The sequence below is a fragment of the Arthrobacter sp. YAF34 genome (assembly GCF_052113245.1).
Classification (GTDB): domain Bacteria; phylum Actinomycetota; class Actinomycetes; order Actinomycetales; family Micrococcaceae; genus Arthrobacter.
In genome coordinates this window covers 97,377-124,309 of record NZ_JBFRCV010000012.1, presented here as the reverse complement: position 1 = coordinate 124,309, position 26,933 = coordinate 97,377, and the positions used below count along the sequence as shown (strand labels likewise).

21 protein-coding genes are annotated in these 26,933 nt (G+C 65.3%); 16 read left to right on the top strand and 5 right to left on the bottom strand.

Translation table 11 applies throughout. From position 1 onward, the window contains the following. The first annotated feature begins 381 nt into the window (after nt 1-381). The 3 genes from AB4Y72_RS15260 to AB4Y72_RS15250 all read left to right on the top strand — a co-directional run bounded on the left by AB4Y72_RS15260 (nt 382) and on the right by AB4Y72_RS15250 (nt 4,754). Nucleotides 382-1,941, top strand: a complete 1,560-nt coding sequence (locus AB4Y72_RS15260; RefSeq protein WP_441427003.1) for a hypothetical protein — start codon at nt 382-384, stop codon at nt 1,939-1,941. Between the two features lie 219 nt (nt 1,942-2,160). After that, entirely contained in the window at nt 2,161-3,402 is a 1,242-nt protein-coding gene (locus tag AB4Y72_RS15255) for a class I SAM-dependent methyltransferase (protein ID WP_441427002.1), read from the top strand. A 149-nt stretch (nt 3,403-3,551) separates the two neighbouring features. After that, on the top strand, nt 3,552-4,754 hold the full coding sequence (locus AB4Y72_RS15250; protein WP_441427001.1) for an ROK family transcriptional regulator: 1,203 nt from the start codon (nt 3,552-3,554) through the stop codon (nt 4,752-4,754). Between the two features lie 35 nt (nt 4,755-4,789). Here AB4Y72_RS15250 and AB4Y72_RS15245 read toward each other — a convergent pair whose 3' ends face one another. Continuing rightward, entirely contained in the window at nt 4,790-4,987 is a 198-nt protein-coding gene (locus tag AB4Y72_RS15245; protein WP_441427000.1) for a hypothetical protein, read from the bottom strand. A gap of 432 nt (nt 4,988-5,419) precedes the next feature. Between AB4Y72_RS15245 and AB4Y72_RS15240 the strand changes: the two genes are divergently transcribed. Next, the gene (locus AB4Y72_RS15240; protein WP_441426999.1) at nt 5,420-6,445 is read left to right on the top strand and encodes a methylenetetrahydrofolate reductase; all 1,026 of its coding nucleotides are present in this window, start codon (nt 5,420-5,422) and stop codon (nt 6,443-6,445) included. A 48-nt stretch (nt 6,446-6,493) separates the two neighbouring features. Continuing rightward, entirely contained in the window at nt 6,494-8,845 is a 2,352-nt protein-coding gene (gene metE / locus AB4Y72_RS15235) for a 5-methyltetrahydropteroyltriglutamate--homocysteine S-methyltransferase (protein WP_441426998.1), read from the top strand. A gap of 95 nt (nt 8,846-8,940) precedes the next feature. On the opposite strand, the gene AB4Y72_RS15230 is transcribed toward metE, so the two are convergent. Beyond that, a complete protein-coding gene (locus AB4Y72_RS15230; RefSeq protein WP_441426997.1) occupies nt 8,941-9,447 on the bottom strand; it encodes a DUF2004 domain-containing protein in 507 nt (168 codons plus the stop codon). Between the two features lie 117 nt (nt 9,448-9,564). On the opposite strand from AB4Y72_RS15230, the gene AB4Y72_RS15225 reads away from it, so the two are divergent. Beyond that, a complete protein-coding gene (locus tag AB4Y72_RS15225) occupies nt 9,565-10,962 on the top strand; it encodes an aldehyde dehydrogenase family protein (RefSeq protein WP_441426996.1) in 1,398 nt (465 codons plus the stop codon). A 15-nt stretch (nt 10,963-10,977) separates the two neighbouring features. Here AB4Y72_RS15225 and AB4Y72_RS15220 read toward each other — a convergent pair whose 3' ends face one another. Then, on the bottom strand, nt 10,978-11,199 hold the full coding sequence (locus tag AB4Y72_RS15220) for a hypothetical protein (RefSeq protein ID WP_441426995.1): 222 nt from the start codon (nt 11,197-11,199) through the stop codon (nt 10,978-10,980). Nucleotides 11,200-11,294: 95 nt separating this feature from the next. Continuing rightward, nucleotides 11,295-12,215 (bottom strand): LysR family transcriptional regulator, encoded by a 921-nt coding sequence (locus AB4Y72_RS15215; RefSeq protein WP_441426994.1) that lies wholly within the window; start codon nt 12,213-12,215, stop codon nt 11,295-11,297. 376 nt (nt 12,216-12,591) lie between these two features. Here AB4Y72_RS15215 and AB4Y72_RS15210 point away from each other — a divergent pair, with 376 nt between their 5' ends. The 9 genes from AB4Y72_RS15210 (at nt 12,592) to nrdF (ending at nt 22,736) form a co-directional block, all read left to right on the top strand. Then, nucleotides 12,592-14,010: an NAD(P)/FAD-dependent oxidoreductase gene (locus AB4Y72_RS15210; protein WP_441426993.1), complete on the top strand. Its 1,419-nt coding sequence runs from the start codon at nt 12,592-12,594 to the stop codon at nt 14,008-14,010. Beyond that, complete coding sequence (locus AB4Y72_RS15205) at nt 14,007-14,780, top strand: DUF1365 domain-containing protein (RefSeq protein WP_441426992.1); 774 nt, start codon at nt 14,007-14,009, stop codon at nt 14,778-14,780. Before AB4Y72_RS15210 ends, AB4Y72_RS15205 begins: the two co-directional genes overlap by 4 nt. A gap of 2 nt (nt 14,781-14,782) precedes the next feature. Then, nucleotides 14,783-16,273 (top strand): class I SAM-dependent methyltransferase, encoded by a 1,491-nt coding sequence (locus AB4Y72_RS15200; protein ID WP_441427069.1) that lies wholly within the window; start codon nt 14,783-14,785, stop codon nt 16,271-16,273. Then, nucleotides 16,270-17,508, top strand: a complete 1,239-nt coding sequence (locus tag AB4Y72_RS15195; RefSeq protein ID WP_441426991.1) for a class I SAM-dependent methyltransferase — start codon at nt 16,270-16,272, stop codon at nt 17,506-17,508. The genes AB4Y72_RS15200 and AB4Y72_RS15195 overlap by 4 nt, the downstream gene beginning before the upstream one ends. Nucleotides 17,509-17,939: 431 nt before the next feature. Further along, complete coding sequence (gene nrdH, locus AB4Y72_RS15190) at nt 17,940-18,185, top strand: glutaredoxin-like protein NrdH (RefSeq protein WP_018773329.1); 246 nt, start codon at nt 17,940-17,942, stop codon at nt 18,183-18,185. A 71-nt stretch (nt 18,186-18,256) separates the two neighbouring features. Further along, entirely contained in the window at nt 18,257-18,751 is a 495-nt protein-coding gene (nrdI, locus tag AB4Y72_RS15185) for a class Ib ribonucleoside-diphosphate reductase assembly flavoprotein NrdI (RefSeq protein WP_441426990.1), read from the top strand. Nucleotides 18,752-18,813: 62 nt separating this feature from the next. Further along, a complete protein-coding gene (nrdE, locus tag AB4Y72_RS15180; RefSeq protein ID WP_441427068.1) occupies nt 18,814-20,934 on the top strand; it encodes a class 1b ribonucleoside-diphosphate reductase subunit alpha in 2,121 nt (706 codons plus the stop codon). 36 nt (nt 20,935-20,970) lie between these two features. Continuing rightward, nucleotides 20,971-21,765, top strand: a complete 795-nt coding sequence (locus AB4Y72_RS15175; RefSeq protein ID WP_441426989.1) for an NUMOD3 domain-containing DNA-binding protein — start codon at nt 20,971-20,973, stop codon at nt 21,763-21,765. Continuing rightward, on the top strand, nt 21,762-22,736 hold the full coding sequence (gene nrdF / locus AB4Y72_RS15170; RefSeq protein ID WP_441426988.1) for a class 1b ribonucleoside-diphosphate reductase subunit beta: 975 nt from the start codon (nt 21,762-21,764) through the stop codon (nt 22,734-22,736). The genes AB4Y72_RS15175 and nrdF overlap by 4 nt, the downstream gene beginning before the upstream one ends. A 629-nt stretch (nt 22,737-23,365) precedes the next feature. On the opposite strand, the gene AB4Y72_RS15165 is transcribed toward nrdF, so the two are convergent. Next, entirely contained in the window at nt 23,366-23,608 is a 243-nt protein-coding gene (locus AB4Y72_RS15165; RefSeq protein WP_441426987.1) for a hypothetical protein, read from the bottom strand. 331 nt (nt 23,609-23,939) lie between these two features. Here AB4Y72_RS15165 and AB4Y72_RS15160 point away from each other — a divergent pair, with 331 nt between their 5' ends. Further along, entirely contained in the window at nt 23,940-26,852 is a 2,913-nt protein-coding gene (locus AB4Y72_RS15160) for a hypothetical protein (protein WP_441426986.1), read from the top strand. The last annotated feature ends 81 nt before the right edge of the window (nt 26,853-26,933 follow it).

The window sequence follows — 26,933 nt, the reverse complement described above, 5'->3', positions numbered from 1 at the left end:
CGCGTGTGCCGGAGCGGCCCGCACTTTAGGGTCGTGGACATAACTAGTTGCCTGGTACAACTTGGCGGTCGGAAGCGGGTCTCTCAAATGTGGCATCAAACCATTCCTTGATTCCAGACGCCCACCCTCATGGCGGCGCAGCCGGCCGATGAATCAGTGTGAGGACTTCGTGCGGCGAAATGCCCTGTTGCGGGCCCGGGGGTGGGGGCCGCACGCCCCGCGCTGTTCAGCATTGAAGATGGCGCCGCCTGCACCCCGGGAACTGAACAACAGATCAAGACGTGGGAGGGCAGATCTATGAGAAGGCTTTTTCGACTGTTTCTGGCAATTTCGCTCGGCATACCCTTGGCGGGTTCGATCGCATTCGATGGTGTGCAGGCTGTGGCAGCCCCCGCGGCCTGCACAGCGGGCAGCCCGGCGCCCGCCGATCCCTATCCCGGGACGACGGCGGCTGCAACGAATTTTGAGTCGGGCGCCCTGTCGCCGTTCATCCCGTTCACTGCGGTCACGGGCACAGTGTCGGTCTCCTCGGCGTTTTCGCACTCCAAGGGCTGCTCGGCATATCTGCATGCAACCCAGGACAACGGCTCAATCGCCAACATGTCCGTGGGGCTGGCATCAGGAATGAAGGAGGCTTACGCGGACGGCTGGTTCAACATCACCAAGCAGGGTGTAGCGGGAAACGACGTCCCGTACTTCCGCTTCTTTTCCAGCGGCATCAGATTTGTCGACGTTTTCCGGCACAACATCACCAATGACCTGGTGCTCCGGACCACAGGTGCGAAGGCGTTCATCTACACCACTTTGGTGCCCAGCGTTGCCCTGGGCACCTGGCATCATCTGGTGATGCACATCGTCCCCAAAGGTGCGGCAACAGGGTTGCAGATCTGGTGGGACAACAAGTCTGTTTTTGCCCAAACGATCAACATCAGTGCGACATCATTCGATAAAGTACAGCTCGGAGCCGAACACGATCAGCAGATGGGCGACATTTACGCCGACGATGTGATCATCAACAGCGGCGCCGAAACTCCTGGGCCGGTGCCTGGTACGCTCCCCAGCGGCGGCGGCGGTGGGACCGGGGGAGGCGGCGGCGGTGGGACCGGGGGAGGCGGCGGAGGCGGCACCGTCCCGTCGGCTGCCACCACCGCGATCAAAGCAGCGGCGGCCGCGAAGCCGGCCCTCGGACCGTCGACGTCGCCAATCATCTGCGGTCTGGTCAAGGGCGGCTGCTACGAGAGGTTCCAAGCCGGCACCATCCACTACGCTCCGGGCGTTGGAGCCTTCGCCACGTGGGGAGGCATCCGGACCGCGTGGGGCGCGGTGGGCTACGAACGCGGCAAACTCGGGTACCCGGTCGGCAACGAAATCTGCGGGCTGCGCAACGGCGGCTGCTACCAGGGATTCCAGGGTGGCACCATCCACTGGGCTCCGGGCGTTGGAGCCTTCGCCACGTGGGGCGGCATCCGGGCCGCGTGGGGCTCGGCGGGCTACGAAGGCGGCAAACTCGGGTACCCGGTCAGCAAGGAAATCTGCGGGCTGCGCAACGGCGGCTGCTATCAGGGATTCCAGGGTGGCACCATCCACTGGGCTCCGGGCGTTGGAGCTTTCGCCACGTGGGGCGCTATCCGGGCCGCGTGGGGCAAAGTGGGCTACGAAAAAGGCAAACTCGGGTACCCGGTCAGCAAGGAAATCTGCGGGCTGGTAAAGGGCGGCTGCTACCAGAGATTCCAGGGCGGCACTATCCACTACGCCCCGGGCGTCGGAGCGTTCGCCACTTGGGGAGGCATCCAGGCCGCCTGGGCCGCTCAAGGCTACGAACACGGACGCCTGGGCTACCCCACCACCAACGAATTCCCCATCGGCGGCGGCAGCGTCGCCCAGAATTATCAGGGAGGACGGATCTCCTGGTCACCGGTCAGCGGCACCAGGATCACGTAATTCATAGGCGCGGGGAGCGCCCATGCGTTGCCTCAGGCCGCGGGCGCTAGCCGTGACCGGCCGGGCCGCCGTCGCAGGAATCGCCACGCCGGCGGCCGGATCGGGATAACGTAAGGCGTTGCAGTGCAGCACCCGGGGGCTGGCCACGCCGGCCTCACAACCGGTCCCACACCCCTTGCTCATTACCCAAGCCTGAGAAGAAACGGCGGCCCAACGCGCGTGGCGGACAACAGCATCGAATCCCTCTTTTCCGGGCTGAGACGATTCCCGGACGTCGAGGCCGCCAATCTGCAGGCTTGGGACGCCACGGACAAACTCCTGCTGGACACTGCCCTTGAGCTGCACGCGGCGGGCCTGCTGCCGCCCGGGAACCGGCTCACAGTAGTGGCGGACCGGTACGGGGCCCTGACCCTGGGGGCCCTGCGCCTCGAAGCCCTGAACCCCGAAGCACTGAACTCCGAAGCCCTGAACCCCGAAGCACTGAACTCCGAAGCCCTGACAGGGGCCCCGCAGGCGGGGGCAGCGTCCATCATCCGGGTCCACCAGGACCTCATCACCGGTGAACAGGCACTTCGGTCCAACGCCGCGGCGCTGGGGATCCGGGCAGGCTTCGAACACTTCCCGCTGGGCGCGGAGCTCCTGGCTGACGCCTCCCTGGTCCTGCTCCAGTTGCCCCGCTCGCTGGCGGAGCTCGAGGAAATCGCCGACGCCGTCGCCCGCTATGCGGCGCCCGACGTCGTCCTGCTCGCGGGCGGCCGCGTCAAACACATGAGCCTGGGCATGAACGCCGTGCTGGCACGCTACTTCGAGGACGTCCAGCCGCAACTGGCCCGGCAGAAATCGCGGCTCCTGCTGGCTCGGCGCCCCAAGCCGGTCCCGGCTGCCCCGCCCTTCCCGGTCATCGGGACGAACGAGGAGCTGGGGCTGGCGGTCTGCGCCCGGGGAGCCGTCTTCGCCGGCGCCGGGCTGGATATCGGGACCAGGTTCCTGCTGGACTTCCTGCCGCGGATGCCCCACGCCACGCATGCCATCGACCTGGGCTGCGGCACCGGAATCCTCGCTGCGATGTACGCCCGCGCCAACCCGGACGCACGCGTCACCGCCACGGACCGGTCCGCGGCCGCCATCGACTCAGCCTTCGCCACGGCCCGCGCTAACGGCCTGGAAGCCCGGATCGACGTGCTCCAGGACGACGCTATGAGCTCCTTGCCGGATGCCAGCGCGGACCTGGTCCTGCTCAATCCGCCCTTCCATCTGGAAGCGGCGGTGCACGCCGGCGCCGGGATCAAGCTGATCGAGGCGGCCGGCAGGGTGCTCCGCCCCGGTGGGGAACTCTGGACCGTCTTCAACAGCCACCTGCACTACCGGCCGGCCCTCGAACGCCTGGTCGGGCCGACCCGCGAGGTCGGCAGGAATCCGAAGTTCACCGTGACGGCCAGCGTCCGCGCACCGCAACGCTGAAACATTCGGTTTGAACAGCGGATGTGTGGGCGCACGCCTGCCCGTAACGTACGATTCTGACAAGTGCTGTGCGTGGCCAAAGACGTTTAGAGGTAACAGTGACCGAGATCCGGCAACCCTCGCCGAGGCGAGGGACCAACCTACCGAAGATGGGGGATTTCAACCTCACGGTTATCCTCGACGCCATCCGCCGCGCGCCCGGCGGCCTGAGCCGCGTGGAGCTGGCGCAAATCGTCGGACTGTCGCCGCAGACCATTTCCAATATTTCCCGCCGCCTGCTGGACCAGCACCTCATCGTTGAGGCCGGCAAGGAAGGCAGCGGCCCCGGCAAGCCGCGGACCATGCTCCGGCTCAATCCTGCGGGGATGTACGCCGTGGGCGTTCACCTGGACCCTGCCGTGGTCACGTTCGTGGTGCTGGACCTCCTCGGCGCCGTCGTCCGGCACTCACGGATCACCACCCCGCCCGGCACCGACCCGCGGGAGATCATCGAGAGCATCGCGGCGGAAATCAGGAGGCTCATCGCGGATTCCGGGGTGGACCCGGGCCGGATCGCCGGGCTGGGGGTGGCCTCGCCGGGGCCCATCGACCTCAACGAGGGCGCCGTCGTGGACCCCCCGCTGCTGCCCGGCTGGGACCATGTGGGGCTCCGGGCCGCCCTGACTGAGGCCACCGGCCTGTCCACCCTGATGGACAAGGACGTGACGAGCGCGGCAGTGGCAGAAACCTGGGCCGGCGGCCCCAGCGGCGAGGGCAGCTTCATCTTCATGTACATGGGGACCGGGATCGGCTGCGGGATCGTCCTGAACGACGAGGTTGTCCGCGGGATCTCGGGCAACGCCGGGGAAATCGGGCACATCATCGTGGATCCGGACGGGGCGCTCTGCGACTGTGGCCAGCGCGGCTGCGTGAAGGTCTCCGCCATTCCGCAGGTCCTCGTGGCGCAGGCCGAGGCTGCCGGGGTACTGGATGGATCGCGCCAGGACCGGAGCGCGCCGGCGGTTCAGGAGCGGTTCGCGGAATTGTGCGAGCTCGCGTACGCCGGCAACGAAGCCGCGATGGACATCATCGCCGGATCAGCCGTGCTCGTGGCCCGTGCCGTCTCGGTCGTCACGAACGCCCTGGACGTGGACCGCGTGGTGTTCGGCGGGCCGTTCTGGACCTGCCTCTCAGCGGCGTACCTCGAACAGGTCCCCGCCCTCATCGAAGCCAACAGTGCCACCCGGAAAATCCACGGCATAGAGGTCGTGGGCACGGGCGTCGGGGACGACGTCGGCGCTGTCGGGGCGGCCTGCCTCGTGCTGGAACACACCCTGGCGCCCCGCTCGCAGCGGTTGCTCCTGGGGGACTGACCCGGGGGAGTGGCCTCTGGCCGGCAGGGCTGGATTCAGTCGATGTCCTCCACCACCGTCCCGTACGGGATGGAGTCGTCCAGATGCGCCTGATGGCCATGCGGAAGCACGAGAATCCGCACCCCATGCGACTTGTCCGCGGCCGACTGCATAAGGACCGGCCGGACGGCGTTGATGAAGCTCTCGCTCTTGCCGGCGAGATACTCCTGGTAGCTGGCTGGAAGCTGAATCATGGCAACAGGATAGTCCTGAGCGGGGGCGAAAGGGAGGCCATCCCCGGGGTGCGGCCTTGGAACGGAATCGGCCCATCCGGCGAACATTATTCTGCCGGGAACCCTGCGCGGCCGTAAAGGTGCGTCTTAATTCGGCCGCCGACTTGAAGGCCCCCGCGCCCGGGCCTTAGAGTTCTATACAAGTTACCTCAGTAACGTGTCAGCGATCCTCCGTTGACGGCACGCCCCCGGGCGGCCCAGGAGGGTGTGGGTGCCCCCATGTGGGCCTGACATTTGCTCACGGACAACTTCGTATCAGGCGTAACAGTCGCGGCTGCGTCCTGCACGAGTTCCCTCCGTGTTCCCCAAACTCAATTCACTGGCCGCAGTGATTCCGATTCGGTCATCCGGGTTCCGGTCTCCTGACGGCAGTGTTCACAGCCAAGGACGCAAATGTCACCACCAAGCCTTATCGACACCCATCCCAATCTGGCCGGCGCGGCCCCTGTTGCGCTGTCCTACGAGCTGTTCCCGCCGCGGTCGCCCGCGGCCGCGGAATCCCTCTGGACCACCATCGGCGAACTGGAAGCCACGGACCCGGACTATGTCTCCGTGACCTACGGGTCCAACGGCTCCAACCGCAGCACCGCTGTTGAACTCATCAACCGGCTCGTGCAGGAAACGACGCTTCGGCCCCTGGCCCACCTGACGTGCGTCGGGAACTCGCCGCAGGAACTGGCGGAGATCATCGGCGACCTGCTCGACGTCGGCGTCCGCGGCATCCTCGCCCTGCGCGGCGACCAGCCCAAGGACGGCACAACCCCGCCGCCCGGGTCGCTGCGGTACGCCCAGGACCTGATCGAACTCATCCGCCGGGTGGAGCAGCGCCGCTCGGCACTGCTGTGCGCCGGCAAGGTTGCCGTGGGCGTCGCCGCCTACCCGACCAGGCACCCGGAGTCTCCCAGTGAAGCGCACGACGTCGAGGTCCTCCTGGCCAAGCAGCGTTCCGGTGCGGACTTCGCCATCACCCAGGTCTTCTTCCACACGGAGCAGTACGCCGACCTCCTGGCCCGGGCACGACGCGCGGGGGTGACCATCCCGATCATTCCCGGCGTCATGCCGCTGACCAGCCTCCGGCGGCTCGCCCGCCTCGGCGAACTGACCGGCGTCGAACCGGCGGCGGAACTCATCGACCGCCTCGCGGGCGCCGATACCGACGCCGAGCGGATCCGGATCGGCGTCAGCGCCACGGTGGATCTCGCCAACGCCGCCCTGGACGCCGGCGCCCCCGGCATCCACCTCTACACGTTCAACGAGCACGCCGCCGCCCTGGAGGTGCTGGACAAACTTGCGCTGCCCCGCCCGCGCAGCGGCAACCGGCAGAGCGGCAACCGGCAGAGCGGCAACCGGCAGAGCGGCAACCGGCACAACCCCGCACTCGCGGCCCGGCGCACCGCCAGCAGCCAGCTCGCCAGCTAGGCACAACAACTTCCCTCCGTACAGAACCGCCAAGACCAAGGACTTCCCATGACTGAACAGCTCACCACCCCCTTCCCGTCCGCCTCGATCCTGGGCTACCCCCGCATCGGCCGCCGCCGCGAACTCAAAAAGGCCGTCGAGGCCTACTGGGCCGGCAAGATCGACGCCGCAGCCCTGGACTCCGCCGCCAAGGAGATCCAGCTCGGCACCGCCAAGCGCCTCCAAGGCCTCGGTCTTACCGAAGCCGCCGCCGTGCCCGGCACCTTCTCCTACTACGACCAGGTCCTCGACGCCGCCGCCCACCTCGGCGCCGTGCCCGCCCGCTTCGGCAACCTGCTCAACGCCGAGGGCCACCTGGACATCGACGGCTACTTCACCCTGGCCCGCGGCAACAAGGACCAGCAGCCGCTGGAAATGACCAAGTGGTTCGACACCAACTACCACTACCTCGTGCCGGAAATCGGCCCGGAGACCAGCTTCGCGCTGACCTCCCACCGGATCGTCGAGGAATTCGAGTACGCCCTCGCCAACGGGGTTGAGACACGCCCGTACATCGTCGGCCCGGTCACGTTCCTGCTGCTGAGCAAGGCCTCCGACGACGCCCCGGCCGGCTTCAGCCCGCTGTCCCGCCTCGAGGACATCCTCCCGGTCTACGCCGCGCTGCTTCAGAAGCTGGCCGCCGCCGGCGCCAGCTGGGTCCAGCTCGACGAGCCTGCCCTCGTGGTGGACCAGGACACCCCGGCCGAGGAAATCCAGGCCGCCGTCGCCCGCTCCTACGAGGTCCTCGCCGCCGCGGCCCAGCGCCCGCAGCTGTTCGTCTCCACCCCGTACGGCGCGCTCAACGGCCAGCTCGGCACCCTCGCCGCCACCGGCATCGACGCCCTGCACCTGGACGTCTTCAAGGGCGAGGTCCCGTCCGCCGCCGCCCTGGCCGCGCTGGGCAACAAAACCCTCGTCGCCGGCGTCGTGGACGGCCACAACATCTGGCGTAACGACCTCGCGGCCTCCGCGAAGAAGATCGCCGAACTGCAGAAGGCCGTGGCCACGCTCGCCATCAGCACCTCCACCTCCACCCAGCACGTCCCGCACGACGTCGACGAGGAAGTCCAGCTGTCCGAACAGCTGCGCAGCTGGCTGGCCTTCGCCGACCAGAAGACCGTCGAGGTTGTCACCCTCGCCGGGCTGCTGACCGACCCGGCAACCGGTCTTCCGGCAAGGGATGTCCAGCCGGCCATCGACGAGGCCACCCGCGTCATCGCCTCCCGCGCCGAGGCCGACGGCGTCCGCCGCGGCGACGTCCGGGCCCGCACCGCCGCCCTGACCGACGCCGACTTCAACCGCTCCGCCTACGCGGTGCGCGAAGCCGCCCAGGAGAAGGCTTTGCACCTGCCGCCGCTGCCCACCACCACCATCGGGTCCTTCCCGCAGACCGGCGAAATCCGTACCGCCCGGGCCCGCGCCAACCGCGGCGACCTCACCACCGAGCAGTACGAGCAGCTCATGAAGGATGAGATCAAGCGCGTCGTGGACCTGCAGGAAGAGCTCGGCTTCGACGTCCTGGTCCACGGCGAGCCCGAGCGCAACGACATGGTCCAGTACTTCGCCGAGAACCTCGAAGGCTTCGACGTCACCGTGCACGGCTGGGTCCAGTCCTACGGCTCGCGCTGCACCCGCCCGTCCATCCTGTGGGGTGACGTCACCCGCAGCGCCCCGATCACGGTGGAATGGGCCAAGTACGCACAGTCCCTGACCAGCAAGCCGATGAAGGGCATGCTCACCGGCCCGGTCACCATCCTGGCCTGGTCCTTCGTCCGCGACGACCAGCCGCTCGGCGAGACCGCCAACCAGGTGGCCCTGGCCCTCCGCGACGAAATCGCCGACCTCGAAGCGGCTGGCATCAAGGTCATCCAGGTGGACGAGCCCGCCCTGCGCGAACTCCTGCCCCTGCGCAAGGCCGACCAGGCCGCGTACCTGGACTGGTCCGTGAAGTCCTTCCGGCTCGCCACCGCCGGCGCCGCGGACGCCACCCAGGTCCACACGCACCTGTGCTACTCCGAGTTCGGCGCCATCATCGACGCGATCGACGGCCTCGACGCCGACGTCACCTCGATCGAGGCCGCCCGCTCACGCATGGAGGTTGTGCACGACCTCGAATCCCACGGCTTCGGCCGCGGTGTGGGCCCGGGCGTCTACGACATTCACTCACCCCGCGTCCCGGCCGAGCAGGAAGTCACCGAACTGCTCAGCACCGCCGTCAAGCACGTCCCGTCCCGCCAGCTCTGGGTCAACCCGGACTGCGGCCTGAAGACCCGCGGATACGCCGAGACCGAAGAGTCCCTGCGCAACCTGGTCACGGCCACCCGCACGGTCCGCGCCGAACTGCTCGAAGCAGCCAAGTAATCCAGGTCCACCTGCCGGAACCAACGACGCCGGCCGGTCACCTCGCAAGGTGGCTGGCCGGCGTCGTACGTTTCTAGTCAGGTTGTCCGGGCGATTCAGGATTCCCAGAGGATTTCGTCGTCGACGACGCCGTCCTCATCCGCGGAGGCGACGAGCACCTCGTCGGTGAAGTGCTGGCCCAGGGTGAAGTCGAGGACGAAGTAGCGTTCCGGCTGGCCGGGGTAGATGCCCACGTGGCCGAGTTTGAGCGCCTTGAGGAAGACCTCGTCGGTCAGCTGGCTCTTGTCCTCGACGCCGAAGACCTTCCTGAGGTGCTCGTCCTTGATCGCGTTGCAATGGAAGTGGCGGTATTCCTGCGGGCTGGTGCCTTCCTGGGCCAGTTCCTCGGCGATCATTTCGCGGACCTGGTCCACGAGTTCGGGCAGGAAGCGCAAGCGGTAGTCAACTTTATGCATGGCCGCTTCGTCGAAATGGTCATGCGCGTTGACATTCAGGTCAAGCTCCACGGTCTGGCCCGCCAGTTCATGCGTGGCGGTGAGATTATGGTCCCTTCCGTGGTTGAGCTCGACCTCGCCGAAGTGCTTGCTCGCTACCTTGTTCATATCTTCAACATAGTCCTGAACTCCGGACCATTCCAGCGTTGGCGCGGTTTTGACCGGCACCGGAGTTTCACCCGGCGCCGGTCCCGCGGAGCGGCCTCCGGACTGTACATTGATCGGATGCAGACCGTAGCCTCTCCCGTCGCCCGCGCCCGGGCCCTGTTCGACGCCGGCACCACCCGCCCGCTGGCCTGGCGGCTGGAGCAGTTACGCCAGCTCCGGCGGATGCTCGCCGAACGGCAGGCGGACTTCGCGGCAGCCCTCGCCCGGGACCTGGGCAAGCACAACACCGAGGCGCAGCTGACGGAGATCGGCTTCGTGGCCGCCGAGGCGGAACATCTGGAGCGCCACCTGGAGGGCTGGCTGCGGCCCCGCCGTGTGCCGGTCCCGCTCCCGGTGCAGCCGGCCCGCGCCTGGACCGAGCTCACGCCATTGGGCGTGGTGCTCGTGATCGGGCCGTGGAACTATCCGCTGCAACTGCTCCTCGCCCCGCTGGCCGGAGCCCTGGCCGCCGGGAACACCGTGGTGCTCAAGCCCAGCGAACACGCCCCCGCCACCTCGGCTGCCCTGGCCCGGTGGATTCCCGAATACCTGGCCGGCGCCGTCGAGGTGGTGGAAGGTGGTATCCCGGAAACCACTGCGCTCTTGGCCGAACGCTTCGACCTCATCTTCTTCACCGGGGGAGAAGCGGCGGCCAAGGTGGTGATGCGGGCCGCGGCCGGGCACCTGACCCCGGTGACACTGGAGCTCGGCGGCAAGTCCCCGGCCTATGTCGATGCGTCCACGGACCTGGCCGCGGCGGCCAAACGCATCGCCTGGGGCCGGTTCATGAATGCCGGCCAGACCTGCGTCGCCCCGGATTACGTCCTGGCCCGGGAGGAGGTCCTGGCGCCGCTGCAGGCCGAGCTGGTCAAGGCCATCACGGCGCTGTTCGGCACGGACCCGGCGACGAGCCCGTCCTACGGGCGGATTGTCGATGACCGCCACTTCGCCCGACTCTCGGCCCTGGCCGACGCCAGCACCGTGGTGCACGGCGGACAGCGCGACGCCGCCAGCCGGTACTTCGCGCCGACCCTGCTCCGGCCGGCGCCCGGTGACCCCGTCATGGCCGAGGAAATCTTCGGGCCGCTGCTGCCCCTGGTGGCCGTGGGCGGGCTCGAGGAGGCAATCGGGCAGGTGAACGGGCGCGCCAAACCGCTGGCGCTGTACGTCTTCAGCAAGGACCCGGACACCCGCCGGGCCTTCGCCGGGCAGACCTCGTCCGGGGCCCTGTGTTTCGATGTCCCGGCTGCCCACCTGTCCGTCCCCGGGTTGCCGTTCGGCGGAGTGGGCGGCAGCGGCATGGGCGCCTACCACGGGGAACATTCGGTGCGGACGTTCTCGCATGAGCGTTCCACACTGGACAAGCCGCTGTGGCCCGACACCCTGGAGCTGATCTATCCGCCGTACACCCGCACCAAGCAGCGGATCATCGACGCGCTCGTCGCGCCGGTTGGGAAACGGCTCCGGAAGCGCTGAGTGCTCGCCGCGGGGCTAACCCGCCTGCTCCTCCTCCCAGTCGACGTTGACCCACCGCTGACCCTCGTCGTCCCAGGATTCGGTGTGCCCCAGCAGGGCAATATCGTTAAAACTGACGTCGATTCCGTGCCCGCGGAGGGTTTCGCGCAGCTCCTCGGTGGCGGCGCGGACGGCCGCAGCGACTTCCTCGGGGTTGTCGGAGGCGACGGGACGGGAAGCTGAATAGGTTTTGCTCATGGACCCCATCCTTATCGATGGGGCGCCGCATGGGAACCCCGCCCAGCCCGTGTGCCCAGCCCGGGCGGCGCGGCCCGTGTGCCCAGCCCGGCGCCTTAGTCCTGGCGCGCGGCCCTGAGCTTGTGCATCGTCTCGGCCAGCAGTCCCACGAACAGCCGGACCTGGGCGGTCTGCTTCTCGTTGATGAGCAGGGCGAAGACGTTCCGGGCCAGCCGGATCTCCGGAACATCGAGGACCACCACGCCGGCCGGACGGTGCCGCAAGGCGAGCTCGGGGACCAGGGCGGCGCCAAGCCCGGCGGCCGCCATCTCCAGGCTGGCGTGGAAGTCATCGCTGTAGGCCACCACGCGGGGGTGCAGGTTGCAGCTCGCGAAGAGCCGTTCGATCACCGTGGCGTCCGAGGTGCCCGGATGGTGCATGATCCAGGGCATGTCCGACAGATGGGGGGCGGCCACCTTGGAATCCGTGCCGATGCCCCAGGCTGCCGGGAGCACCACCCGGAAGTCGTCGTCGCCGATCCACTCCCGGTCCACCGTGTGCGGCCAGGCCAGGCCGGACTGTCCCACCTGATACACCAGAGCGACGTCGAGTTCCCCGCCGGTGCGCAGGCCCTGGATGGTCTGGGCCGGCTCCGCGACCCAGACCCGCAGGTCGATGCCGAGCTTCTTCCAGGCCGGGTTCCGCAGGATCGGCGGCAGCACATACGTGGCGAGGCTCGGGAAAATGCCGAGCCGCAGCTCCTGGCTGGTGCTCTCCTGGGCACGCGAGGCCGCGGCCATGAGCGCCTCGATGTCGGTCAGCACCTTGGCCGCGTGCCGGGTCATGACGACGGCGGCTTCCGTCGGCTGGATGCTGCGGGCCGCCCGCTGGAACAAGGTGACGCCGGTGTCACGTTCCAGTGCCGACATTTGCTGGGAGACAGCCGAGGCCGTGTACCCGAGCCGCGCTGCGGCGGCCGCAAACGATCCAAGCCGGATCACTTCCACGAGGGTCCGCAGATGCACGGGGTTGATCAAGGGTTGCCCTTCGCCTGGTAGCGGGTCCACTGTATGGGGACCGGAATGGCGGGACCGGAAATCCCGCTTCATTGTATCCGGCGCCACGCCGGCACGCGCCGGACGCTGCGCGCAACAGAGTGCCCGGAAATCTGCCCGGCGCGGCACGGCCCGGGCCCCGCCCTTATGCAGGAGAATCCGAGTTACCGGCCCGGACAGGCGGGTGGACGGACGCACAGAGGACTTTCGGACCCGGGGCGGTTCCCTCACTCACCCCGGGGCCGAAAAAATTGCCGAAAGTGTACTCATCCGGCAGCCCGGCGGCGACGAATAGCCCATAAGACGTTTGATCCAGACAATTTTGGACGAGACAAGACGAGACAACAGGAGCAGACCAGTGTCGCAAGCAGCAGGGATTCCGGCAGGCCGGCGGGTCGCCGTCATCGGCAGCGGAGTGGCGGGGCTGACCGCCGCGTACGTGCTGAACGGTCAGGACCGGGTGACCCTCTTCGAGGCGGACTCCCGGCTCGGCGGCCACGCCCACACCCACGATGTGCCGCAGGAGGGAGGGCCCACCCTGGGTGTGGACACCGGCTTCATTGTCCACAACGAACGGACCTACCCCACGCTCCTGCGCCTGTTCGCCGAGCTTGGTGTCCAAACCCAGGACTCGGAGATGAGCATGTCCGTCCGCTGCGACGGCTGCGGACTGGAATACGCCGGCGCACGGCCCAAGGGGAAAGGCATCATTCCCCGGCCCTCCACGCTGCTGCGCGGCCGCTACCTGCGGATGCTGCTGGAGGTCACCCGGTTCCACCGCCGGGCCCGCGCCCTGCTGGCGGAGCCCCCGGCGGGAACCCCGGCGGGCACAACTGCCCCCGGCCACGAGCTGACCCTGGGTGAGTTCCTCGCCCGGGAGAAGTTCAGCAGCTACTTCATCTCGCACTTCATGACCCCCGTGGTCAGCGCCGTCTGGTCCTGCGACCCCACCACCGCGCTGGCCTACCCGGCCCGCTACCTGTTCACGTTCCTGGGCCACCACGGCCTGCTCGGCGTCAAGGGCTCGCCCCAGTGGCGGACGGTCACCGGCGGCTCGCGCAGCTACGTCGAAAAGGTCGCCGAGACCCTGCCGGATATCCGGCTTGCCAGCGCCGTCACCGCGGTGCGCCGGCACGCCGACGGCGTTGACGTCACCACCGGGCGGGGCACCGAGACCCTGACCGAAACCTTCGACGCCGTCGTGATCGCCACCCACCCGGCCCAAGCCCTGCGCATGCTCGCCGATGCCTCGGCCGTGGAGCGGGACGCCCTGGGCGGGATGCCGTACTCGGTGAACCAGACGATCTTCCACCGCGACGCCGCTGTGCTGCCGGGCAGTCCCAACGCCCAGGCCTCCTGGAACTACCGCCTGCCGTCCTGCGACGCCCGCCCGGACAAGGTCCTGGTCAGCTACGACATGACCCGGCTGCAGCGCCTGGAACCTGTGGACGGCGGCCGTTACATCGTGAGCCTTGGCGAGTCCGAACTGATCGACGACGCCGCGGTCCTGGACCGGATGGTCTATGAGCACCCGCAGTACACCCCGGAATCGTTGCAGGCGCAGGAACGGATCCTCAGCCTCGGCGACGGGCGCCTGGCCTTCGCCGGCGCCTACCACGGCTGGGGATTCCATGAGGACGGCGCGTTGTCCGGCCTCAAGGCTGCCGCCCGGCTGGGCCGCGACTGGAACCAGCTCCCGGCCGCCAGCGGCGCTGTAAATTTGCGTACCGTCTCCGTGGACCCGGACCTCCAGCCGGCCGCCGTGGAGGTGTCATGAACGCGCAGAACGCTACCCACCCCGCCGGACCGGGCACCGCCACTGCGCGGGCCGCCATCTACCGCACCGCCATCTCCCACGTGCGGCGCACCCCGCTGCACAACGCCTTCACGTACCGCAGCTACAGCTGGTATGTCGACGTCGACCATCTCCCGGAACTGCCGCGCCCGCTCCGGCCGCTGGCCGGCTTCCGGGTGGCGGACCACCTGGGCGACCCGGAGGGCACCCTGCGCGGCAACGTGGAACGGTACCTCGCCACCCAGGGGATCACGCTCGACGGCGGACGCATCACGATGGTCGCCAGCGCCCGCGTGTTCGGCCACGTGTTCAATCCGCTGAGCGTGTTCTGGTGCCACGATGCCGCCGGCGAGCTGCGCTGCGTCGTCGTCGAGGTCCACAACACGTATGGCGAGCGGCACTGCTATCTCCTCGAAACGGACGGCGCGGGCCGGGCGAGCGTCCCGAAGGCGTTTTACGTCTCGCCGTTCAACGACGTAGACGGCCAGTACCGGATGAAGCTCCCCGAACCCGGCGAACGGCTCGCCGTCTCAATCGTCCTGGAGCGGGAGGGCCACCAGCCCTTCATCGCCACCATGGACGGCGTCCGCCGCGAAGCGACCCTGCGGAACATCCTGTCCGCGGCGCTCGCGGTACCGCTGGCCCCGCTGCGCGTGAGCGCGCAGATCCGCTGGCAGGGCATCAGGCTGTGGGCGCGCCGCCTGCCCGTCATCAAGAGACCACACCACCCTTCACAGGAGGCAGTTCAGTGACAATGACCGAAGCGACCGGATCCGGCACGGGACGGGCACAGGACACCACGCGCACCAGCGCCAACACCGCGGGAGCGGTGACCGGAGCTGTGACCGGCACTGTGCCCTACACGGTCCCGCAGCCGCCCGTCACCATTGACTCAGCCATCTGGCCCAGCATCGCCACGGTGCCCTCCAGCCTCAAGGCCCGTGTGGCCGGCCGCGCCGCGGACGCCATCTTCAAAGCCGCCGTTCGCCGGCTGCCGCTGGAAGTGCGCTACCCGGACGGCACCATCCTGGGGAAACCCGCCCCGGGCAAAGCATCACTGGAGCAGACCGCCCCGGGCGAGGCGGTCGCCGACACCACCTACCCCGTCATGACCATCAACCGGCCCGAAGCGTTCGCCACCCGGCTGGGCGACGGCGGCCTGATCGGCCTGGGCGAGTCCTTCATGGCCGGTGACTGGGATGCCGACGACCTCACCGCCGTCATGGAGGTCTTCGCCTCCCGCGTCGGCACGCTGGTACCCGAGCCGCTGCAGAAGCTGCGCGGCCTCTACCTGCCGCGCCAGCCGCGCAAGGAGCGCAATACCGAGAAGAACACCCGCTCCAACATCTCGCGGCACTACGACCTCTCCAACGAGCTCTTCGCCACATTCCTGGACAGCACCATGACGTACTCCAGCGCCCTGTTCCCGGAAAGCGGTGAGGCCCTGCGGAACGTGGCCTGGGACGGGCTTGCCGCCGCGCAGCAGGCCAAGATCGACCGGCTCCTGGACAAGGCCGGCGTCAAGGACGGCACCCGCGTCCTGGAAATCGGCACCGGCTGGGGCGAACTCGCCCTGCGCGCGGCCGCACGTGGCGCCACCGTCTACTCCGTCACCCTCTCCAGCGAACAGCAGGAACTGGCCCGCAAGCGCGTGGCCGACGCCGGCTACACCGACGCCGTCACGATCGAGCTCAAGGACTACCGCGCCGTGGAGGGCGAGTACGACGCCGTCGTCTCGGTCGAAATGATCGAGGCGGTGGGCTTCGAATACTGGGCCACCTACTTCCAGACGATCGAGCGTGTCCTCGCCCCCGGCGGCAAGGTGGCCATCCAGGCCATCACGATCGCCCACGACCGGCTCATGGCCACCCGCACCAGCTACACCTGGGTGCACAAATACATCTTCCCCGGCGGAGTCATCCCCTCCGTCCGCGCCATCGAGGACATCACCGAGAAGCAGACCGGACTGCGCGTGCGCGAACGCCTCGCTATGGGCGAGCACTACGCGCAGACCCTGCGGCTCTGGGAGGAGCGCTTCATGGCCCGCGCGGACGAGGTCGGCGCCATGGGCTTCGACGCGGTGTTCCAGCGGATGTGGCTGTTCTACCTGTGCTACTCCCGGGCCGGATTTGAGACGGGCTACCTCGACGTGCAGCAGATCGTGCTCGACTCTGCTTTTGCGAGCACTGTCTCCTCCAAGTCTGCTTCCTCCAAGACGGCCTCTTCCAAGGGCGTGGCCGCATGACTGCGGCGCTCGCGGACACCATCGCAGAGGTCCTGCGGCCCGTCGTCGGCGGGGAATTGCCCGTCCGCCTCGTGGTCTGGGACGGCAGCGAGGCAGGACCCTCCGGCGCCCCCGTGGTCCGGCTGAAATCGCCTGACGCCATCCGCCGCCTGCTCTGGGCACCGGGGGAGCTGGGCGCCGCGCAGGCTTACGTCACCGGCGAGCTGGACGTCGACGGCGACCTCAACTCCGCACTGGAGCACCTCTGGAAGGTGGTCCGGGACCGCGGACTCGCCGGCATCCGTCCGACGCCGGCCCTGCTGGCCGGCGTCGGACGCATCGCCGCGGCCGCCGGGGCCCTGGGCGCCCCGCCCCAGCCGCCCGCCAGCCAGGCGCGGGTCAGGGGCCGGCTGCACAGCCTGATCCGCGACCGCGCTGCCATCAGCCACCACTATGACCTCAGCAACGACTTCTACGCCCTGATCCTGGACCCGCAGATGGCCTACTCCAGCGGCTACTGGACCGACTCCGCCCCCGGTTACGGCCTGGAGGACGCCCAGCGGGACAAACTCGAGCTCGTCTGCCGCAAGATCGGCCTGGTACCGGGGATGCGGATGCTCGACGTCGGCTGCGGCTGGGGCTCGCTGAGCCTGCACGCGGCGCAGCACTACGGCGTCGACGTCGTCGGGGTGACCCTGTCGGTGGAGCAGAAGGCGTTCATCGACGCCCGCATCGCCGAACGGGGGCTGGAGGGCCGGGTCGAGATCCGGGTCCAGGACTACCGCGAGATCCCGGACGGACCGTTCGACGCCGTCGCGTCCCTGGAGATGGGCGAGCACGTCGGCCAGCGCAACTACCCCGTCTACGCGGCGGCCCTGTTCGAGAACGTCGCCCCCGGCGGCCGGGTCCTGGTCCAGCAGATGTCCCGGCAGGGCAGGCACCCCGGCGGCGGCCCGTTCATCGAGTCGTTCATCGCCCCGGACATGCACATGCGCCCGGTGGGGGAGACGCTGGGCTTCCTCGAGGGCGCCGGCTTCGAGATCGAGGGCGTGCAGGGCATGCGCCGGCATTACGTCCGCACCCTGGAGGCCTGGTACGACCGGTTCGAGGCGAACCACCACGCCGCCGTCGCCATGATGGGCGAGGAAATCGCCCGCGTCTGGCGGCTGTACCTGGTGGGGGCGCTGCGCAGCTTCGCCGAGGCACGGATGGGTGTGGAACAGATCCTGGTGAGCCGTTCCGCACCGCTCGGCTAGGTCCGGGTCAGGGCCCGCAGCACCACCGGCTGTTAGAACAATCACGATCCGATGAGGCGGACACCACGGTGTCCGCCTCATCCGTGTGTCCGGCCACTACATGTAGTGGCCGGCGCCACCGTCAGGCACCGCCGGGGAAGTGCGCGACACGCCGTCTGCGGTGCGACACGCGGGGGTGATTAATGTGGCTAACTACTCCACAGGGTGTGGATTTCGTCTGCCAAAAGGGCGGAAATCCGGACATTTGGAGGGCACCTTCCTGTGGATTAACGGTGGGTTAAATGACATACTTGTAATACATCATCTTGGGGTCCACGTGAGGCTCTTGCACTACATGTAGTATCGACATACAGTTCCAGCAGAGCATCAGCGCGGGACATCCGGAGCCGGGTTAGCGCTCCGAAAAGACTTTCAACAAAGGGGACAGGACCATGACCGTTACGGTTTACACGAAGCCGGCCTGCGTTCAGTGCAACGCTACCTACCGCGCGCTGGACAAGAAGGGCATCGCTTACCAGAGCGTCGACATCTCCCAGGATGCGGAGGCCCTTGAGCGCCTGAAGTCCCTGGGCTACATGCAGGCCCCTGTTGTCGTCACCGACCAGGACCACTGGTCCGGTTTCCGCCCGGACAAGATCGAAGAACTGGCGCAGGCTGCCGCCGTCGCTGTAGCCTGAAACGCCCTGTCGTCTGAAAAGCCCAGGACGCCGCTACCAGTCAAGATTTCACGGTAGATGAGGTGAGTCCCATGGTTGCAACAATTGATCGGGTGGCTGCAGCGGCTGACAGCGGGGAAGCGGTCAGCACAGCGGCTCCCGAGCTGACGCACTGCCGCCTCATCTACTTTTCCTCCACCTCCGAAAACACCGCACGCTTCGTTGCGAAGCTGGGCGTCGATGCCGCCAGGATCCCCCTCTACCCGAGGGACGCTCCGCTGGCGGCCCGGGAGCCCTACGTGCTGGTACTGCCGACCTACGGCGGCACCGGGGGCGAGGGATCTGTTCCAAAGCAGGTCATCAGGTTTTTGAACGACCCGGGCAACCGGAAGCTGATCCGCGGAGTGATCGGCGCAGGGAACACCAACTTCGGGGACAACTACTGCATGGCCGGGGACATCATCGCCGCCAAGTGCAAGGTCCCGCACCTTTATCGCTTCGAACTCATGGGGACGCCGGAAGACGTCGACCGCGTACAACAAGGATTGGAAGAGTTTTGGACACGACTGTCGCAGACACAGCAGTAACCGAGGGCGCAGGCTCCCACGCGGGCACCGCCACCTCCGTTGACAAGCAGGAAAAGCACGAGATGCCGGCCGCTTACAAGGGCCTGGGCTACCACGAGCTCAACGCCATGCTCAACCTCTACGGCCCCAACGGAGAGATCCAGTTCGAGGCCGACCGCGAGGCAGCGCACCAGTACTTCCTGCAGCACGTGAACAACAACACCGTGTTCTTCCACGACCTCGAGGAAAAGCTCGACTATCTGGTCAAGAACGAGTACTACGAGCGCGAAACCCTCGACCAGTACACGATGAACTTCATCCGCGAGCTCTACAACCGCGCGTACAAGAAGAAGTTCCGCTTTGAGACCTTCCTCGGCGCGTTCAAGTTCTACACCTCCTACACGCTGAAGACGTTCGACGGAAAGCGCTTCCTGGAGCGCTACGAGGACCGCGTCTGCATGGTGGCCCTGCACCTGGCCCGCGGCGACGAGAAGCTCGCCACCCAGATGGTGGACGAGATCATCGAAGGCCGCTTCCAGCCAGCCACCCCGACGTTCCTGAACGCCGGCAAGAAGCAGCGCGGCGAGCTGGTCTCCTGCTTCCTGCTCCGCATCGAAGACAACATGGAGTCGATCGGCAGGTCCATCAACTCCGCCCTGCAGCTCTCCAAGCGCGGCGGCGGCGTGGCCTTCGCACTGACGAACATCCGCGAGGTCGGCGCGCCGATCAAGCAGATCGAGAACCAGTCCTCCGGCGTCATCCCCGTGATGAAGCTCCTCGAGGACAGCTTCTCCTACGCCAACCAGCTCGGTGCCCGCCAGGGTGCCGGCGCGGTGTACCTGCACGCGCACCACCCGGACATCTACCGCTTCCTGGACACCAAGCGCGAGAACGCGGACGAGAAGATCCGCATCAAGACCCTCTCGCTCGGCGTCGTCATCCCGGACATCACCTTCGAGCTCGCCAAGCGGGACGAGGACATGTACCTGTTCTCCCCGTACGACGTCGAAAAGGTCTACGGCATGCCGTTCTCCGACGTCTCGGTCACCGAGAAGTACTACGAGATGGTGGACGATTCCCGGATCAAGAAGACGAAGATCAAGGCGCGCGAATTCTTCCAGACCCTCGCCGAGATCCAGTTCGAATCCGGCTACCCGTACATCATGTTCGAGGACACCGTGAACCGGGAAAACCCGATCGACGGCAAGATCATCATGTCCAACCTGTGCTCCGAGATCCTCCAGGTCTCCCAGCCCACCACATACCACGATGATCTGTCCTACGACCAGACCGGCAAGGACATCTCCTGCAACCTGGGCTCGCTGAACATCGCCAAGACCATGGACTCGCCGGACTTCGGCCTGACCATCGAGACGGCCATTCGGTCTCTCTCGGCCGTCTCCGACATGTCCAACATCACGTCGGTGCCCTCGATTGCCCGCGGCAACGACCAGAGCCACGCGATCGGCCTCGGCCAGATGAACCTGCACGGCTACCTGGCCCGCGAGCGGGTCCACTACGGCTCCGAAGAGGGCCTGGACTTCACCAACATCTACTTCTACTCCGTGGTGTACCACGCGGTCCGCGCCTCCAACCGGCTGGCCATCCAGACCGGCCAGACGTTCGGCGGCTTCGAGAAGTCCAAGTACGCCTCCGGCGAGTTCTTCGACAAGTACACCGAGCAGGAATGGGTCCCGCAGACCGCCAAGGTCGCGGAGCTGTTCAAGAACATCCACATCCCCACGCAGGATGACTGGCGCGAGCTGAAGGCTTCCGTCATGGAGCACGGCATCTACAACCAGAACCTGCAGGCCGTGCCGCCCACCGGCTCGATCTCCTACATCAACAACTCCACCTCCTCGATCCACCCGGTGGCGTCCAAGATCGAGATCCGCAAGGAAGGCAAGCTGGGCCGCGTGTACTACCCGGCGCCGTACCTGACGAACGACAACCTGGAGTACTACCAGGACGCGTACGAGATCGGCTACGAGAAGATCATCGACACCTACGCCGCCGCCACGCAGCACGTGGACCAGGGCCTGTCCCTAACGCTGTTCTTCAAGGACACCGCCACCACGCGTGACATCAACAAGGCCCAGATCTACGCCTGGCGCAAGGGCATCAAGACCATCTACTACATCCGGCTCCGCCAGCTCGCGCTGGAAGGGACCGAGGTGGACAACTGCGTCAGCTGCATGTTGTAGTCAACTGAAATAGGTTGATTTTCTTTAAGGGATGAAATGATGGAAACGACGACGGCGACGGGCGGCTTGGTCTATGGCATCCGGCTTCGACGGGAGGTCGAGTACCGCTATGTCGGTATCACGACCAAGACGGCCAGTCGTCGTTTCCATCAGCACCTGCGAGTGGCTGCTGAGGGTCGCAAGACGCCGTTCTACGATTGGCTCCGAAAACACGATCCGGCTGATCTCATCGCGGACGAGTTGGACTGGATTGAAGGTCTGCCCGAGCTGGGGCAGGCTGAGATCGAGTGGATCAGCTATCTGCGACTCGAAGGCGACCGACTTCTGAACATTTCGGATGGCGGTCTTGGTCCTACGGGAGTTGTGTGGACGGAGGAGATGCGGGAAGCCGCAAGTATCCGTGGCACGGGTCGGAAAGGGCTGAGCCGGCCCGGTTCTGCAAATCCGTTTTACGGAGGAAGGCACAGCCCGGAGCAGCGCAAGAAGTGGGAAGTAAGTCGCAAAGGAACCAACTCAGGCGCGACCAACCCGAACTTCGGGAAGTTCGGAGCGGACCACCCAAGCTTTGGCCATACGATGAGTGAGGAATCACGAAGGGCTCTTTCCGAAGCCAGGAAGGGGCCGGGGAATCCGAACTTTGGCAAGAAGCTAAGCGAGGAAACCCGGGCGAAGCTATCAGCTGCTCAAAAGGGCAAACCCAGGCCTGCCAGCCAGCGCAACGCCCACACCAGGCACCACACGAACAAAGGCATCGAGAAAGCCGACTGCAAGCATTGCGTCGAGGACTCGGCCAAACCAAGTCTCTCTTCAGAAAGCGAGTCGGAGTCATGACAGAAAAAGTAAAGCTTCTCAGCCATGTTGAGGCGATCAACTGGAACCGCATCCAGGACGAAAAGGACGTTGACGTCTGGAACCGCCTCGTCAACAACTTCTGGCTCCCGGAGAAGATCCCGCTGTCCAACGACGTGCAGTCGTGGGCGACGCTGACCCCGGACGAGCAGCAGCTCACCATGCGCGTGTTCACGGGCCTGACCCTGCTGGACACCATCCAGGGCACCGTCGGCGCCGTCTCCCTGATTCCGGACGCACTCACCCCGCACGAAGAGGCTGTCTACACGAACATCGCGTTCATGGAGTCGGTGCACGCGAAGAGCTACTCCTCCATCTTCTCCACGCTGGCCTCCACCAAGGAGATCGACGAGGCGTTCCGCTGGTCCACCGAGAACGAGAACCTTCAGAAGAAGGCCCAGATCGTCATGGACTACTACCAGGGCGACGATCCCCTCAAGCGCAAGGTGGCCTCGACGCTGCTGGAGAGCTTTCTGTTCTACTCCGGCTTCTACCTGCCGATGTACTGGTCCTCCCGGGCCAAGCTGACGAACACGGCCGACCTGATCCGCCTGATCATCCGCGACGAGGCCGTGCACGGCTACTACATCGGCTATAAGTTCCAGAAGGGCCTGGAGAAGGTCTCCGAGGAGCGCCGGCAGGAAATCAAGGACTACACCTTCGAGCTGCTCTTCGAGCTGTACGAGAACGAAGTCCAGTACACGCACGACCTCTACGACTCCGTCGGCCTGGCCGAGGACGTCAAGAAGTTCCTGCACTACAACGCCAACAAGGCGCTGATGAACCTGGGCTACGAGGCCATGTTCCCGGCTTCCGTCACCGACGTGAACCCGGCCATCCTGTCGGCCCTGTCGCCGAACGCGGACGAGAACCACGACTTCTTCTCGGGTTCGGGTTCGTCGTATGTGATTGGCAAGGCTGTCAACACTGAGGATGACGACTGGGACTTCTAGTCTCGTGCGAAAAGTCACTCTAAGTGGAAGAACCGAGTCCATTTGGAAGAACTGGTCCGCCTACATGGAAGACTTCCAAATTGGTGTGAGATTTCACGCTTTTGGAAACTGTTCCGATTCGTGTGAGGTCGGAGGCTAGTTGGCGGTTCGCGCACTTGTTGGCGAAACCTGACTGAAGAGTTGGCGAAAATTGGTGTGAGATTCGGAGCTAGTTGAGCTCTTTCGGAACAAGTTGGACCAATTCTGGTCAACTTGATCTGGATCCAACTAGCTCCGAATCACGCCCCACGTAGTGGCAGGTCCAGCTGAGAGCACGGGAGCTTGGTCGAAAGCAGTCGGGCAGTCGGAAGAATTCGGTCGCTCGACCGATCTGCCAGGCGTTTGTAGTCATGGTGCTGTTCGTGGACCTATCCGTCTACCTGCCACACTTCCGTCTCGGCGCCTTCTTCCCCGGGGCTAATCCGCTGTTTATTGATTCCGCTCGAAGTATGACAAACCCACGTCAACTTTGACACTCGTCTGTTCGGGACGCACTGGTGCCGCTGAAGACAGATATGCCCAGCGCTTAAGGGTGTCGCCGCTGTCTCGGCACGCATGGACAGCGCCGGTGGCCTGATCCCTCTCTGGACCTACTGGGCGTCGTCCTCGTCGGTACCGGCACGAATTCCAAGCAGGTTCACAAGGTCACCCGTGACCACCTCACCGCCGATTTCGGCACAGGCGAAGTGTTGTTCCTGATGAACGTCTGTCACGTGGAGGCCACGGCCCGGGCGTGCCGTGAGCGTGGATTGCTGGCCGACGAGCTCGAGCGGGAGCTCAGTAAGGGACCGAAATTGTGGGAGGTCCTGCGCGGTGAAGCGAAGGCAGGACATGCGGGGTATTGTGTGGTCCGCCCAGTTGGCTCCGTTCGGACTGACATATTCAAACCATGAGTCTCACGCAAAGGACGGGCCAAACCACATGCTTGACGAGGCTGTAGCTGGATACATTCGAATTGAATTCGGGCCCTATGGATTGCGCGCCCTTGATTACCTTTGCAGTGCGGCTACGCTTGCCAATGGGGCCATAGAATTTCCGCGACGCGGTGAAGCCGTCGCCTACGCAGTCCGGGAAGCTTTGGAGTCCCTCCTTAAATCACAGCCAGAGCCTGCACAGCGCAGGATGGGATCGACGAAGTCTTGGAGCGATCTATCCCGGGACGTAGTGAGTGCCGAGGAGGCTTGGCGCAGTGCGCGTCAAAATGGCTTGGCCGACGAAGATGTCACCTTGAAGGATCTCTCTCTTGCGATCAAGGCGATGGCCGAAATACACGGCCAGGATTCCAAACACGAACGCCGACTCAAGGCCGTGTTACTGGAGCGGGCCGGCAACGCTCCAGCACCTGACGGCTTGGCCGCCATTTCCGAATACGCCAGAATTCTGGATGATGCCGGGTCAGCGCTTCATGCCAATATTTCCCCTCCTGAGGCGGAAGTGCTTTTGCGAAGGGCCACAAGAACACTCACGAGACTCTTCCTCCCAAGGGAACCCCGCAACGCGCGGTTGGAAGAGCTGGCCCTTCTGACGGAGCCCACAGCGGTCCATCTCGACGAACTCCAGCACTTGGCTCTGATGCCGGATCACTTACGTTGGTTCCTGTCCAAGCTTCGGGGCCCGGGATGGCTTCACATCCTCGAGAAGTCAGGGCTCATTGCCCCTCCGACGGTCCATTCGAGATGGGTCGGTCACTGGATGGTGGCTTCGCTTAAGGATGATCACCCGCGCGAAATCATTGACACCTTGGAGAGGATCCTCGGGCGTTTCAAGGACAGCCCTCCGGCCGTCCAGACTTTGGCACGGGCAGCTCAGGACGTCGGGCCCGCCGGGCGTGGGCTGCTGCTTCAATGTCTATCCGCAGCTGCGGGAGACGTGGCATTTTTGTGCATCGAGGAAGTGAAAAACGTCGCCGCTCACGACGAGTTTGTCATCGCCGTGGCTGATCAGGTCTTCAACCCCAGCGTTCTTGAGGGCCAGCACTATCCTGAACCGCTCTTTTCGGCATACAGCGACGGCGTGACGACCGAGAACTTCCAGCAGCGGGTCCAGCTACTCACGCGCAAGCTCAAACACATCCCGGACGATCCGCTGGGACCACTGAGCCGGTTCCGCCACGAACGGGGGGTGCCGATTCATCAGAAACTCGATCCTTATGGCCTCAAACACGCGGTACAACTGGTCGGTGTCCTTACCGACGTTCTGGCGGCAGCAGCGGGGTTTCCTTACGATCCCGCCGTGAATCTCATGCTGAGCGACCTGCCGGAACCAATCGGAAGCAGAGTGCGGGCCTTCTACGCGACCCAACTCAACGGAGTCCCGCTAGGAGATATGATCGCGGTTGTCCAGGCTAGGCTCCAGGACGGCCAACCCACGGTCGACGACATAAGTCTCTTGGATAAAATCGTCGGCACGTTTGATCCTGAAGAGCACATCCCGGCCTTGGCCGAGCTCTACGGACCAGCACCGAGCATGTTAACCATGGACGCTATCTCATATGTCGACTACCCGCTGACCTGGATGGCCCGGCACCGCTGGGCTCCGCTAATGCCCGCGGCTGCAGTGAAGGACTGGCGGCAGACTCTCGATGTGATCGCGGAAAAATTCGGGAAACCCACGACGGAATCCATACGTCGCCACCGAGCCTTCGAGATGGGACCAGTACGCAGTCCCATCGCTGTTGAAGCCCTTCAGTCCATGTCCCGCACGGCCTTCATCAGGGCCATTGTCGCCTGGCGGCCGTCTGCGGAGGACTGGCCCTCTTCGGCCGGGGAATTATCCACGGCAATGATTGAAGTCATGAGCCGGGACGTCGACTCATGGTCCACCAATCCGTTGGCTACAGCACAAGAACTCACACATCCGACATACATAGCCGCGTATATCTGGTTCCTTAAACAAAATCTTGCCGTATTGTCCTCCACGGCAAAGGAACTCTGCAGCCTAGTGGCTTTCGTTTGCTCCCAGGCCGGGGACGTCGAGGTAATCGGCGCGGAACAGGGTTATGACTATGAGGCTACCTGGGACAACTGCGTAAGTGCAGCCCTCGAACTCACCGGAGATTTAGCCAATACGGACGCCGACCTCGAAATCAAGCTGGATGAGCTGATCGCGTCCGTTGCGAAAGTAGTTAGACGAGAACAAGGGGACTACGCAGGGCAGAATCAGGATCCCTACGAGAGGTCCTTAAATCACACGCCTGCAAGAGCCTTCCAGGTCCTGATATCCCTGGGTGCATACGACTACCGCGTCAACGGGGTGGTCCGCACCAGCATCATGGCTTCTTTCGATATGGCAGTGACACTTCCCGGCAAGCTTGGGGAAGAGATGCGCGCTTCCCTAGCTATATCGGTCAGTCTGTTATCAACCATGTGCAGAGAGTGGCTTGATGCGAATTTCGCGACGCTCTTCAAGAGCACACTCCAAATTGGAAACACAGGACAGTTGACCACGGACATGGCCCTGAAATGGATGCACCATCCGACACCGCGGCTGTTCAAGGCATACCCGGAGCAAATCTGGAATGCAGTCCGCCGGGACGTTCCAAACGCCCTAGACCACGTTCTCATCGCCATGTTGTGGAAGCTGGAGGGATTCAGCACCACGGCTGTCATTAGGCGGCTGAAGCCGCTAAACAAGCTGTCCGAAGCAGGAGAAACGCTGGGTCGTGCGCTGACTCACACTATTGAGCCCGCGCCGGAGATGCTGCAAATCGGTACAAGATTCTGGAGGGAATGCCTGCGGACTGGAACCGATGAAACGCTAAGCGGCTTTGGCTGGTACAGCCGCGTACAACCTTTGGGCGACGAGGAGCTTGCAGAGCTGCTCCTTGGGACCATGGAGCTAACGAACGATCCTCTTGCGAATTCCTATGACGTAGCAGCCCGCATGTCCAAAGGGGAACCGTCCGAAAACAAGCTGATGATTCTGGACAAGATGATCCGCCGCGGATTTGAGACGTGGGAACAACAGGAGATCCTCCAACATGCTTCGCAGGCCCACGCCACCTGGACCGACCTGAAGGCGACGACCGCTTATCGGCGCTTGGACAATGCGCTCCGCGAACGCGGTGTAGTTGGCTAGGGGATGCGTGCCAGCCGTACGGCATCCGCAGCGAAAAGCTCCAGAATCTGGCAATGCCTGAAAGAGCGAGCTATCTGCGAG

Excerpts from the sequence above, each read along its gene's own strand:
- AB4Y72_RS15250 (WP_441427001.1), top strand. The coding sequence starts at position 3,552 with ATGGGGGATTTCAACCTCACGGTTATCCTCGACGCCATCCGCCGCGCG.
- AB4Y72_RS15245 (WP_441427000.1), bottom strand. The coding sequence starts at position 4,987 with ATGATTCAGCTTCCAGCCAGCTACCAGGAGTATCTCGCCGGCAAGAGC.
- AB4Y72_RS15240 (WP_441426999.1), top strand. The coding sequence starts at position 5,420 with ATGTCACCACCAAGCCTTATCGACACCCATCCCAATCTGGCCGGCGCG.
- metE (WP_441426998.1), top strand. The coding sequence starts at position 6,494 with ATGACTGAACAGCTCACCACCCCCTTCCCGTCCGCCTCGATCCTGGGC.
- AB4Y72_RS15230 (WP_441426997.1), bottom strand. The coding sequence starts at position 9,447 with ATGAACAAGGTAGCGAGCAAGCACTTCGGCGAGGTCGAGCTCAACCAC.
- AB4Y72_RS15225 (WP_441426996.1), top strand. The coding sequence starts at position 9,565 with ATGCAGACCGTAGCCTCTCCCGTCGCCCGCGCCCGGGCCCTGTTCGAC.
- AB4Y72_RS15220 (WP_441426995.1), bottom strand. The coding sequence starts at position 11,199 with ATGAGCAAAACCTATTCAGCTTCCCGTCCCGTCGCCTCCGACAACCCC.
- AB4Y72_RS15205 (WP_441426992.1), top strand. The coding sequence starts at position 14,007 with ATGAACGCGCAGAACGCTACCCACCCCGCCGGACCGGGCACCGCCACT.
- AB4Y72_RS15200 (WP_441427069.1), top strand. The coding sequence starts at position 14,783 with ATGACCGAAGCGACCGGATCCGGCACGGGACGGGCACAGGACACCACG.
- AB4Y72_RS15195 (WP_441426991.1), top strand. The coding sequence starts at position 16,270 with ATGACTGCGGCGCTCGCGGACACCATCGCAGAGGTCCTGCGGCCCGTC.
- nrdH (WP_018773329.1), top strand. The coding sequence starts at position 17,940 with ATGACCGTTACGGTTTACACGAAGCCGGCCTGCGTTCAGTGCAACGCT.
- nrdI (WP_441426990.1), top strand. The coding sequence starts at position 18,257 with ATGGTTGCAACAATTGATCGGGTGGCTGCAGCGGCTGACAGCGGGGAA.
- nrdE (WP_441427068.1), top strand. The coding sequence starts at position 18,814 with ATGCCGGCCGCTTACAAGGGCCTGGGCTACCACGAGCTCAACGCCATG.
- AB4Y72_RS15175 (WP_441426989.1), top strand. The coding sequence starts at position 20,971 with ATGATGGAAACGACGACGGCGACGGGCGGCTTGGTCTATGGCATCCGG.
- nrdF (WP_441426988.1), top strand. The coding sequence starts at position 21,762 with ATGACAGAAAAAGTAAAGCTTCTCAGCCATGTTGAGGCGATCAACTGG.
- AB4Y72_RS15165 (WP_441426987.1), bottom strand. The coding sequence starts at position 23,608 with ATGTCCTGCCTTCGCTTCACCGCGCAGGACCTCCCACAATTTCGGTCC.